This window comes from Tunicatimonas sp. (genome assembly GCF_049647865.1).
Classification (GTDB): Bacteria; Bacteroidota; Bacteroidia; order Cytophagales; family Cyclobacteriaceae; genus Tunicatimonas.
Genome location: NZ_JBARYM010000345.1, coordinates 1 through 12,969, shown reverse-complemented (window position 1 = coordinate 12,969; position 12,969 = coordinate 1). Strand labels below are relative to the sequence as shown.

Here is a 12,969-nt window from a genome sequence, read left to right as displayed (position 1 = left end):
AAATAGACACCATACTCGTTGAGCATCTGGCCAATAAAATAAACAATATCATACCCCAAATAAACGTTTTTACTAGGAATTTGGTAGTAGGTCTGACGGTAACGGTTTCGGAATTCCTGAACTTCTTCGTCGCGATAATTCAGGTAAACTGAATTGATTAAGTAAGCTCCTAATCTTTCTAGTTGCTCGTAAGAAATGGTCGTAAAATCAAACCACGACTCATTTCCAATCACTTTAATAGGTAATCCCGACATAACTACCGCGCTAATCGTGTTAGTAATTACTAATTCCTGATCAGAAGCAACGTATACCGCTGTTTCTCCTAAATCATGGAGTTCCTGAAGTTTCTCGACGAAAAGCTCCATCGTTTCTTCATTATAGTCGTCAATTATTTCTAAGTGAACCTCTTGATTGTACGTTTCTTGAAATTCATTAATGAAGGTAACCACACGAGCTGAATCACGTTTAGTCGGTCCCGTCACGACTATCGCTTGAGTTGCATCTAGTGAATCAATGGCATGCCGAGCCGCAATTTTTGCTTCGGTAACAATACTGGGTTTTATCAGATACGAAAACCGATTATCACCCACAATTTGGGGATTAGATGAAAGGGGGTTAAACATATATTTTTGATTATCCCGAGCGTAGTTCGATACGGCTCGGAATGGTCCTTGGTACAGCGGACCAATAAATACATCCATGTATTTAATCTCGTCTTGCTTGAGTAACTGTTCCGTTATATCATACTCTCGCTGAGTATCGTAAGCGTGCAGTTGCACGTTAATTCCTTCTTGCTGTAAATCTTTAGCAGCCAGTTCCATACCTCGGTACAAGTCCAGAATAAATTGATTTCCTACACGATTGTTTGTATTAGCTGAACTTAGCTTGTTGCTTAGAAACGGCAAAAATGCGGCTAAATGATACTCTTCTTTGCGAACCGATGCTGCTTGACTGGCTACCCCCAAATCAGATAAATCAATCGAGTATACTTCAACTAAAGAATCTTTTTTTCGTTCGCGATCGACGTTGTAAATGCTGTAAGTAATATTTGTTACCAGTTGTTCGGCTACCGCTTTTTCTTCTGGATGGTCTAGCAGTAATTTTTCCAGAACTTCATCAGGAGCTTGTGCTAAGTAGTACCGCTTCATTCGTTGAAGATCAAGCCGAATAGAATCAGTAGCCGTAGGGTATTGGGTTAGTTCGTCCGATTCTTTAAACGCCTGATCAAAATTTCCTGACTCATAGTAGCTGTTAGCCAAACCATATAGTACTTCGGGCATTTGTCGCCAACGAGGGTATTTACTCTGAATCTGCCGAAACATGTTCTTTGCTAAATCGCTATCACCCGTTCGCAAAGCAGCCATTGCGTAAAAATAAGAAGCGTAGGGTGCGTAAGGGTTGCTCTTTTCGGCCCGGCTAATAGGTTGGAACAAGTCGATAGCTTGTTGATAGCTACCCCGCTCATAGAGTGCTTTAGCCTGCGTGTACTGCTGCCCATAGTTGGTATTAGACTGAGCTTGAATCTGAACAGTAAAACTGCTCAGGGCAATCATTGAGATGAAAAAAATTCGCAAGAAACGAGACATGATTACAGTAATTTATGGTTCAACTATTCGGTTGTTCATTAGTTTAATTGCTGGTTGGTTATTATTCTAGTCAATAGTCAACAGTGAATGACTATCACTTCACATTCATCCTTACTCACTAATTACCATTCATTAGTCATCCAACTTCCTATTATTCAATTTTCGTTAAGCATTATTCCCACTCAATAGTAGCCGGTGGCTTTGAACTTATGTCATACACTACCCGGTTAACTCCTTTTACCTGATTGATGATTTGATTAGATACGTCACTCAAGAATTCATATGGTAAATGGCTCCAATCAGCAGTCATACCGTCTACGCTGCTTACTGCCCGTAGAGCAACTACCTGCTCATAGGTTCGTTCATCACCCATCACTCCTACTGCTTGAATTGGCAGTAAAACAGCGGCTGCCTGCCATACATCAGCGTATAATCCGTTATTTTTCAGACCGGAAATAAAAATGTGATCAACTTCTTGCAGAATCTGCACCTTTTCGGGGGTTATATCTCCTAAAATGCGGATACCCAATCCCGGACCAGGAAATGGGTGTCGACCTAAAATAGCGTCATCAATACCCATTGCCCTTCCTACTTCCCGCACTTCGTCTTTAAATAACATTCGCAGTGGTTCCACTACTTTTAAGTGCATTTTTTCGGGCAAGCCTCCTACATTATGGTGCGACTTTATAGTAGCCGATGGACCTTTAACGGATACTGATTCAATTACATCTGGATAGATGGTGCCTTGTCCTAGCCACTTCACGTTTTCAATGCGGTGAGATTCTCGGTCAAAGATCTCAATGAAAGCTTTACCAATAGCCTTTCGTTTAGCTTCCGGGTCAGTAATTCCGGCGAGCGCTTCATAAAATTCGGCCTTGGCATCAATTCCCGTTACATTTAAGCCCATATCCTTATAAGAATGCAATACATCCTCAAATTCATGTTTACGAAGCAATCCGTTATCAACAAATATGCAGTGCAGGTGTTTTCCTATTGCCTGATGAATTAGCATAGCTGCCACTGAAGAATCGACCCCACCTGATAGTCCTAACACTACTTTATCATTCTCTAATTGCTTCTTTAATGAAGCAACTGTTGACTCTACAAACTGGTCGGAGGTCCAATCCTGCGCACATCCACAAATATGCACCACAAAATTTCGCAAAACCGTTTTTCCCTCGGTAGAATGCGTAACTTCCGGATGAAACTGAATGCCGTATACATCTTTATTCTGCAGTTTATATGCAGCAACCTTCACCGATTCGGTACTAGCAATTACTTCTACACCCGACGGCACCTCAGCAATAGTGTCACCGTGCGACATCCACACTTGCGAGTCGGCGGTCATCTCTTTCAAAAGACGAGAGTGTAAATCTAAATGGCGTAGGCGGGCACGTCCGTATTCCCGAATTCTTGAGGGTAGAACCTCTCCGCCCAACTGTTGGGCCATCATCTGCGCTCCGTAACAAATACCCAACACCGGAACCCTATTTAACAAGGAATCTATCTCGAGATTAGGCGCATCGCTTTCGGTTACTGAACAGGGACTTCCCGATAAGATAACTCCTTTCAGTGTAGCGAGGCCGTCCAATTCTGGTAAATGGTTGTACGGATGAATTTCGCAATAAACATCCAGTTCTCGCACCCGACGAGCGATGAGTTGGGTATACTGAGAGCCAAAATCAATAATTAGAATAGTTTCCGGCATAAAATGATAATAATAAAACCCGTGAACATTTGGAATGCAAGTTATTTACTTTCCCGCGATTGCTTCGAAAAAGGATGTGTTTTTTTTGATAACCTCATAAGATTACCCGTTTAGCACTTGACAATACCTAGTCTGCTGATAATTTCACATGAAGCGGTTGTTCTTTGCTATTTATTATAGTGTTCATCTATTGATGACTTTAGCTACCTAATTTCTTTTCTAGCCCAGATTTACTTAAACCTACGCTTCTTAACATTTTTTAACAGCTGACTCGTAATTTATCCTTGAACGATTCTGTTAGATGAGCGTATTGTTCATTATACACTTGGTTATTTAAGTAGTACATTTTCGATCAAACCAATTTTAGTACAATCAGTTTATCTATTATTCATTAGCAAAAATAATTTTAAAATTCATGAAAAATATTTTAACGACCGTATTTGCCGCGGTTTTTGCCAGTTTGTTTACCCTGGTGGCCTATACTTATTTTGTAGACGATAATCGCGTGTTTCAGGTAGATTCAAGCAATGAGCCCGCATTTGTAAATTACGTAGCTGAACCTTCGTCTACGATGGCTCCCTTTGATTTTACGGCCGCTGCCGAAAAGGTCACTCCAGCAGTAGTTCACATTACTTCGGTACAACAGTCAGCTAGTGCCTCTAACGAAATGGAGCAAATTCCTGAATTCTTCCGAGATTTATTTGGAGATCGTTTTCAGCAATCGCCCGGCCAAAAAAGACCCCGCATGGGTTCCGGTTCAGGGGTTATCATTAGTTCTGACGGATACATTGTTTCTAATAACCACGTAATAGCCGATGCCGATGAACTTACGGTGGTTTTAACCGATAATAGAAGTTATACCGCGCAAGTTATTGGCACTGATCCAACTACCGATTTGGCTCTTATTAAGATTAAAGATGAAGACCTACCTTTTCTTTCGTTCGCTAACTCCGATGAGGTAAAAGTTGGTGAATGGGTAATGGCCGCCGGAAATCCGCTTAGCTACCTAAACTCCACAGTAACTGCCGGAATCGTAAGTGCCAAAGGAAGAAGTATTGGAATACTTAGAAATGAAGAAAGAACGTCTATTGAGTCGTTTATCCAAACAGATGCAGCTGTAAATCCCGGTAACAGTGGTGGTGCCTTAGTGAATGTAGATGGAAATTTAATTGGAATCAATACAGCTATTGCCAGCCAAACTGGTTCTTATATAGGTTATTCATTTGCTGTGCCCTCTAATATCGCTAAGAAAGTAGTTGAGGACTTAAAAGAGTACGGAACCGTTCAGCGCGGATTCTTAGGGGTTTCTATTGTCGGTATCAATCCGGCGGTAGCCAAAGAATATGATTTAGATCTTAACCAGGGTGTTCTGGTACAAGAAATTGTAGAAGAGGGTTCCGCTCAAGAAGCCGGAATTGAGAAAGGTGATATTATTGTGAAAGTTGATGAAAAGAAAATCTTGCGTAACTCAGACCTATTATCCTACATTGGGCGTAAGCGTCCGGGCGACCAAGTGATGGTAACTGTTTATAGAGACGGTAAAGAGAAAACTTTTGATATGACTCTAAAAACTCGGGGTGGTGAAACCAAACTGGTAAAAGCCCAACGAGGTGAAATGTTTGACCAACTAGATGCTGAGTTCACTGAACTAAGTGATGAGCAATTAGACGAAATGAATATTTCCGGCGGGGTGCAAGTTAGTAGTATCTCCATGGGAAAATTGCAACAGCAAGGAATTAATAGCGGCTTTATTATCACTCGCATTGCTAATCAACCTATTCGTTCATTAGATGATTTGAGGAAAGCACTTGATAATGAAAAGGGAGGAGTACTAATTGAAGGTATCTATCCTGACGAACCTGATGAAAAGCAATTTTTTGGAATTGGGTTGGAATAATAAATCATAATCAAATAGATTAAAAACCTCCTGGTGACGGGAGGTTTTTTTATTCGATGCTTCATTAAAAATTCTTGGGTGAATGATACCGTTGAGCTACCAGACCACCATCAAATTCACTAGCAGCAAGTATGGCTAGAGGTATTTGATACGCTACGAAAGCGCACTAATTAATTAAATTATACTAATTCCAAATTGAAGATTACAAATTGTTAAATATTTGATTATCAAATGCTTAAATATTTAATATGCAACTTGTAATTTATAATGGCATTAGCATACAAATTCAGATATTACGTAGCAGAATTTGTACTACTACTTTGCTTTGTCAAGTCAGTTAGAGCTAGAAATAGAACGAGTAATAACCTTTCATTCCTCGCTGGTTAACTCCTTCAATGCGGACTTTACCGCGTATGCGAGTCAGTATTTCTTCTAATTCACTGGGGCTCTGTATACTACGTCCGTTAATAGAAGTTACAATGAACCCTTCATCCACTCCCAATCGTTGCATCAGTCCGCCCTTAACGGTTAATACTTTTACTCCACTTGGTATTTTCAACAAGTCCGCTTCAACTTGCGAAACAGTTTCTAAATCAGCTCCCAGTGCGCTAGACTGAAACAGTTGTCTTTCTATCAAACTCGTTGTTCCCTCTCGGTTGGTAAGCGTTAGCCCAGCTTGATAAAGTTTTCCCTCGCGGCTATAGGTTACATCAATCTCATCGCCCGGACTGTAGTAGCTAATAAGTTCTTCAAAGTCACTTCGGGAGTTGATTAGCTCGCCATCTAATTCTTTAATAATATCTCCTTTTTGCAGACTAGCTCGCTCAGCCGAGCCATTACGCTGTAAGTAGTCAAGTACTACTCCGGATAGATCTTTAGTTTTTAATTCTTCAGCTCGCTTGGGAGTAAGATCAACCACATCAGCACCAAAAAAAGCTTTCTGAACCTCCCCGTAGGCAATAATATCGTCTACCACTTTTCGCACAATATCTACCGGAACCGCAAAACCATATCCAGCGTAAGAACCTGTTTTAGATAAGATCGCAGTATTAATTCCTACCAGTGCGCCTGTTTTGTCAACCAAAGCTCCTCCGCTATTTCCTGGATTGATGGCTGCATCGGTTTGAATAAATGATTCAATAGGAAAGTTGCTGCGCAAAATATTAATTTGCCGACCTTTAGCACTGACAATTCCTGCCGTAACCGTTGATGTTAAATTGAAGGGATTACCAACCGCTAGTACCCACTCTCCTACTTGTAATTTGCGAGAATTGCCTAGTGCAACTTCCGGCAAATTATCCGCTTCTACTTTCAACACCGCTAAATCGGTAGATGGGTCTATCCCTACAACTTGAGCGGAATAGGTATACTTTCCGTGAATAACCTCAATTTTATCGGCATGATCTATCACATGGTTGTTGGTAACAATGTAGCCATTGTTGGTATAAATCACTCCCGAACCGCTACTTACCTGCTGGCTCGATCGGCCTTCAAAAAATAGTTCTAACCAACTGCTGCGACTGTATCGCTCTGATACTGTTTTAATATACACCACGCTAGGGGTGCTGTTCGCCGATGCTAACGCAAAATCTTCATTGACCAGCATGGTTCTCGTCGCAATAGTACTAACTGATGGTGCGAAAGCTTGCTCTGCAACCGGTATAGTTGCTGATGTTTCTTCAGACTTAATCCAATGTAGGTAGGTAAACGCGCCCAAGGTTCCAAAGAAAAAACTTAGTAAGCAAACTCCAATCAATTTCATAGCAGTGTCCGATTTGATTCTAAATACTTAATACAAAAAATATGCACAATTTGACAACGGACATCTTGACATAATCGTCTTTATTGAAAAACTGTAACCACCTCTCTAATGGCTGAAAATTTATTTGTTGCTGATAATTTGACCAAAGAAGAACTCTACCAAACTCTACTTCCCCAGATGAAGGCACTCACGCAAGATGAATCCAATATTGTGGCGAATCTAGCTAATCTGGCTGCTGCATTAAAACATGGTTTGGGATTTTTCTGGGTTGGATTTTATCGAGTAAAAGATAACGAGCTAGTTCTCGGACCATTTCAAGGTCCAGTGGCCTGCACTCGTATTGCCTACGGCAAAGGTGTATGTGGCACTGCCTGGAAAGAAAAACGAGTGATAACGGTACCAGATGTTAATAAGTTTCCCGGTCATATTGCCTGTAGTGGCGAGAGCCAGTCGGAGATCGTGATACCCATTATCAAGAATAATGAAGTGATTTTAGTATTGGATGTAGACAGTGATCAGATTCAAGATTTTGATGAGATAGACGAAAAATTCTTGGGAGATTTAACCAGCTATATCTCAGCAAAACTCCTCTAATTTTCTGTACTATCTATCGTCTGAATGAACCTCTTAATTTCATTGAAAACGTGATCTGGATTTTGCCAAAGCTGGCGACTATAAATATTTTTAAACTTCCAGTGCTTTTCCTGAAACAGTTCTGAGCGATATACATGCGCTTCTTTTACCGACGGGCTTTGGTAGTATAGATCATCATCTGTCATTAATAACCCTACGTAGTTTACCTTCTTCTTTACATGCTCCAAAATAGTGAGATCGGCAAATGGTAATAGCCGTTGAAGTTCTATTGCCTTTAAATTTTCCTCTGCCCACTGTTGCAGATGCCGATCTAAAAACCACTCTATCCGATGATCTGAAACTTCGGGCAAAGGTGCCTGATAGTTACCTTCCGAAACCTGATGAGCGTACGCTAAATACTGCTTTAGTAACTTAGGTCCATTATTCTTGGTACTTTCTACCTTGAGTTGCTCGGGTAATAAACTAGTAACTAGATAAATTTTCTCTCGAGCACGGGTGACCGCTACATTCAATCTATTTTCTCCCCCCTGAGCATTCAAACTACCGAATTGTAGTATTACTTTTCCCTTTTCGTTCGGAGCATAGGCTGTAGTAAAAATGATGATATCACACTCATCACCCTGCACATTCTCAATATTCTTAATGAATCGTAAATTTGCAAAATCAGATTCGGCAGCAGTCTCAACAAGATCCAGCAGTAGATCTTGCTGCTTTACGTTAAACGTAATAACTCCGACATTCTTTTCAGGTTGTTCTTGCTGAAGTTGCTGTAATAAACTCAGTACTTTTTTGGCTTCCGGCTCGTTCGTTTGGTTTTCCCAAACGCCATTCACTTTTATATACTGAATGGCGGGTTGCTTCAACACCAAATCTCGCTGATCAGGCAGCATTTTTAGCCGCTGATTATAAAATTCTCGATTTGAAAAGTCAATTAGCTCTAATGATTTAGAGCGATAGTGGGCTTCTAGCCGATAGGTAGGTAAGTATCCTTTAGCCAGATCAAGTAAGGAGGTTGCTTCCAAAGCTAGCGCATCCGCTACCTCTTCAGAAGTATCTTCTTCCCACCGTACCTGATATAAATCGTTCGGTTGTAATTGCTGTTCATCGCCAACTACGACCACCTGTTGCCCTCGGTACATTGCTGGTATTCCCTTTTCCGAAAAACACTGAGAAGCTTCATCAAAGATCACCAAATCAAAGCGAAGTGTTCCGTCCAGTGGAAAGATGGCCGACACCGTTTCGGGCGAAGCTAACCAGCAAGGTATTAAATCAAATAGCTCATTCTGGAAATTTCCAATCAGCTTACGTAGTGGCCATATTTTTCGCTTTTTGCTTACTTGATGGTTTAAGTCGCGGTAGGTGACCGGATTATTCTGACGGTTGTATTCGACATCGTAGTACGTGCGCTCTCGCAATTTCATCAGAAGAATAGACTGGCTTACTTCTTTCTTTTCGGCTATGGCCTGCTGTAACTCGTTTTCCAGTTCCTCAATTCGATCAGAAGATACTATTCTTAGTATTGGGTACTTTGTTTCAATATGTTGAATCCAAGCTATTCGTAGGCTATTATCTACTTTTTTAACGGCAGCTTCGGCAGAGATAATACCACCTTCTCCGGTTAGTCGGGAAACAATGCTTCGTTCATGAGTTAGTAAACTGTCTTTTAAAGCATCGTAGCGTACCAGTGATTCAAAATCGCGATCTAGAATATCGGCAAACTGACGGGCGTTTTCCAGCTGATTAAGCTGACTGATTTGAGAGGGGGTTAAGTATTCTTGCCACTTTTTATGACGCTGTGGAATATCTTTTATTAATTCAAGTAACTGATTTACCCGGTCTTTTAACTCAGGATATTCCAAAAAACTGATACCAAAGTACTCATTAAAATTTCGGAATGATTTAAATAGCAAAGACGCTTGAAGGGCTTGTTTTTGATATAAAAACCATTTCTCTACCTCTTCTCTATCATAGTGCTGACTGGATTCTCGTTCGGGAACATTTTCTACCCAAACCCGCTCACGTAATTTAGTTAAATTATGCTCTAAGTTAAATCGGTTATCAAGGCGTTCATTCATTACTTGAGATCCTTCCTTGGTAAGCTCCAGTTGATTTTCTTGAAAAACGTCGGTCAACCACTTTTTGTCCTTAGAAACAGCCTGCCAAGCAAGCCACTTAATAATTCCTGTTCGAGATTCTTCAGCCTGCTGAAGTAGTTGCTGAAATTTACCTAATTCTTCTGCTTCCAGCGTATTCTCTACCCCATTTCCTTCGTAGCATTCCAAAATAATCCGCTCCATATTAGCCAACCAAAGTGGGTCAGCATCTTTATCGATCTTTCCAACAATTTTCTGAAAAAACTCGTAGCTTTTAGGGTTCTCCAAAAGTTTAAGAAAGAGATCTATATCATCGGCACGGTATTGAATGTTTTCGCAGATTACAAAGTCAATATCTGCCTTAAGTACCGCTTGCACTTTTTCTACCAATGCCTGCTTATAAACTGGTATCTCCTCCAAATATTCTTTAATCGTTTTTAATTCTGGCATTGAATGCTGAGCGAATGATTTGCGAGGGGCAAAAGGATACTGCTCAATATCGTACTTAAGATAGTTAGTGATATATCGGTGTAAGCGTTTTAAAAAATCTGACAGTTCAGGAATTTTAAAATGCCGGTACTCTTGCTTAACATTAATGTTTTCTTGCTGTACTTGTGAGGTTAGGTACAGTTCCTTCGCCGAAACTCCCGCTTCTGACTCATCGTATAGTGACTGCTTAAACTCATCAAGTTCCTCACAAGCTTTCTCAATCTGCCGGCTTGCCTGCAAAAACTGTCGCTCTAAGAAGATAGAATCTAAGCTATTATTTTTTAGCTCGTATTCATAAAGGGCTTCGATCTGCTGGCGAATCTGAGTATAGATAGCCGCTCGGTCATTTTTAAAGTCATGGACCAGACCCGCAAATTGATGAAGCTCTTTTTCCTTCAATCGCCGATGAACTACGTCGAGTGCTGCCCTTTTCTGACAAACTACCAATACCCTTTTTCCTTGGGCAATAAAATCAGATACCAAATTAGTAATCAACTGAGATTTTCCGGTGCCAGGAGGTCCTTGCACTACCAAAGATTTACCAAGCTTTACTTCCCGTAATACCTGTTCCTGATAGGCATCTAAATCATACGGTGTATAGATCTGCTCTTCTTTAATTCGTCGTACGTATCGGTAATTCGCCTCTAAAGAGTTTTCTTCCACCTCTGGCTGATCAGATGGTAGCCCGCCCTCTAATTTGGAAGCGAAGAATTGTTCAATATCCGGAATATGATCGTGAGACAGAAATTGTTGGTAATCGGGAACTAGGTAGGATCCTGATTGAGGGAAAATGCCTAGAACTGCTTCAGGAAATAGCTTTAAAACCCCAGAATCGGTTTCCGCCTTAAACTCTTCCTTGGTGAACCCCCGGAAAGAGCATAACTCATCTACAAATAGCTCTTGATTAAAGTTTAACTCAATCTCACTCTCTTTGAACAACTGGTACAAATTAGTCCGAAACACTCGGCTATCGCGATCAAACTCGTCAAAGTTCGGTTCGCTTAACAATTCATTAAAGGGAAGATTGTGGCGATGGGCATAAGCAAGTAAAAAGCTTCGGTTTAGCATGATACCCTCACCATCACGCAATGATAAAACCCACTGCCTTCCTAGGCTATTAATTTCTTGCTGTCGTAATTCAATGGGGAAAAACAAAAGCGGGCACCGCACGGGGGTACCATCTTGAAACTGCCCCCGTATAAATGGCCAACCAACGTATAAATCGTGCGTGCCCTGTTCTTCGTTTAGAAATTTATTCGTGCGAACAATTTGCCGAAGAACCTGACTTACCTGAGCTGCGGTAGTTTGCCGACTATCGGCTACGGGTGCTAACGGAATAATACCTTGAGGCACCTCTTTCATTTCGTGTTTTCCTTCAGCAATAAGCCATTCAATCAATTTAAATGATGAAATATTATTGGTGAAGTTAACTTCCTGAATATCTAAATGTTGACGGCTTGATAAACGGGGTAGGTATAACGACCGATTGGTGCTATTAAGATTGGTGAGCCGACGTAAATAGGATTGTAAAATACGTTGCATTTTAAGTAAATTTATAAACCTATATACGGGGCTATTTTTTGAAAGATAGAGTCCTCCATTAAATATACTTCCCGGCAGTCTTCAATACGTGAAAAATTACCGTAGTTCTTCCGATGGTCAACAATTACTTGAGCCAACTGGTATGAAATATACGGATGCTGGGCTAAAACTGTAACCTCATCTGTATTAATACTTAATTGAGCTACTTCATACCCTGGTGAAATATAGGTGTATTTATGCAGATTCTGGGCGGCTTCATCGCTAATCTGATAAACTTCCTGTAATTGCTGTTTGGAATGTAAGCCCCCTAGCTTATCGCGAAAGCGTATAATCCGGGCCGATAGCACAGTACCAATACCAGGTATTTGCTTTAGTTGAACTGAGTCCGCTTGGTTAATATCAAAAGCAGCTAACTTCTTCTTTTCAAACGTACGATAATCTTTCCGTTTAGAATAAGACGGCACGGAGGCAGCAACCTTTTTCTGATAACTGTGAGCAGGTTTGTTAGGTACCACTACGTAGTTCTCTAATTGAGCGTATAAGCCTTCGGAAAAACCGTAAATTTTGAGCAAATCACTTTTTTCTCGAAATCTTCCCCCTTTGCTCCGATACTTAATTATTCGTGCTGCTAACCAGTTAGGTATACCGTTTTGTATAAGTATTTCTTCAGAAGCAATATTAGGGTTGAATCGAACGTAACTGGTTGAGGTCACCAAAGATTTGTCGTTAGGCACTAGATCTCTCGACGGTTGTTTAAGTAGTGCTATAAGGCTATCTAATTTAGCTGGATCAGTAGTTGAATAATGGGAATCTTGTAGCAACACCTGTTTTGTGATTGGTGGTATCAATAAAAGTATGATTGCAAACAGTAGTAATACCCAGAATCCGCGAAGTTCGGTGGCTGAAAAGCCGAAATAGTCCCGAATAATTCGGTTCAACTGCTTCATTACTTATCCAGTAAATTAATTCGGGAAATTAGTAGATACACCAACACCATTTCTAGTTCTACCGTTATTTGAATGTTAGCTTGAACCTGAGTTCAATCTACAATAATGATGAACATAGAAAAAGCAGAATACTCATCAAAAAGCACGTTGTAAGTTACCCCCAGATTGTATGAATCAGGGCGCGAGGCGGGATTTGAGCGACATTAATGTGCGCCCATTGTGGTAATTGCCCTTCCAGGCTTGTCCTTTAGCCAAAGTACGAGATTCGGGACTGATATCTAAGCCTAAATTATACCATCCTTTATTTTCATGATCGATCATGTAGGTATGGGTATACTTCCATAAGTCAGC

Annotated in this window: 7 protein-coding genes; 2 read left to right on the top strand and 5 right to left on the bottom strand. The window is 40.7% G+C overall.

All coding sequences use genetic code 11. From position 1 onward, the window contains the following. Together WBA23_RS10390 and guaA are read right to left on the bottom strand one after the other, a co-directional pair. On the bottom strand, window positions 1-1,586 hold a 1,586-nt coding region (locus tag WBA23_RS10390; protein ID WP_424582211.1), incomplete at its 3' end, for a tetratricopeptide repeat protein. A 172-nt stretch (window positions 1,587-1,758) separates the two neighbouring features. Beyond that, the gene (gene guaA / locus WBA23_RS10385; RefSeq protein ID WP_424582210.1) at window positions 1,759-3,294 is read right to left on the bottom strand and encodes a glutamine-hydrolyzing GMP synthase; all 1,536 of its coding nucleotides are present in this window, start codon (window positions 3,292-3,294) and stop codon (window positions 1,759-1,761) included. A gap of 415 nt (window positions 3,295-3,709) precedes the next feature. Between guaA and WBA23_RS10380 the strand changes: the two genes are divergently transcribed. Continuing rightward, window positions 3,710-5,191 carry a Do family serine endopeptidase gene (locus tag WBA23_RS10380; RefSeq protein ID WP_424582209.1) on the top strand — a complete coding sequence of 494 codons (1,482 nt, stop codon included), beginning with the start codon at window positions 3,710-3,712 and terminating at the stop codon, window positions 5,189-5,191. A 343-nt stretch (window positions 5,192-5,534) separates the two neighbouring features. Here the strand turns inward: WBA23_RS10380 and WBA23_RS10375 are convergent, their stop codons facing one another. After that, window positions 5,535-6,953: a trypsin-like peptidase domain-containing protein gene (locus tag WBA23_RS10375; RefSeq protein ID WP_424582208.1), complete on the bottom strand. Its 1,419-nt coding sequence runs from the start codon at window positions 6,951-6,953 to the stop codon at window positions 5,535-5,537. Between the two features lie 108 nt (window positions 6,954-7,061). Between WBA23_RS10375 and WBA23_RS10370 the strand changes: the two genes are divergently transcribed. Further along, entirely contained in the window at window positions 7,062-7,547 is a 486-nt protein-coding gene (locus tag WBA23_RS10370; protein ID WP_424582207.1) for a GAF domain-containing protein, read from the top strand. Here the strand turns inward: WBA23_RS10370 and WBA23_RS10365 are convergent. Next, complete coding sequence (locus WBA23_RS10365; protein WP_424582206.1) at window positions 7,544-11,671, bottom strand: AAA domain-containing protein; 4,128 nt, start codon at window positions 11,669-11,671, stop codon at window positions 7,544-7,546. The two genes, WBA23_RS10370 and WBA23_RS10365, sit on opposite strands and share 4 nt — an antisense overlap. An 11-nt stretch (window positions 11,672-11,682) precedes the next feature. Beyond that, window positions 11,683-12,618, bottom strand: a complete 936-nt coding sequence (locus WBA23_RS10360; RefSeq protein WP_424582205.1) for a ComEA family DNA-binding protein — start codon at window positions 12,616-12,618, stop codon at window positions 11,683-11,685. Window positions 12,619-12,969 lie beyond the last annotated feature (351 nt).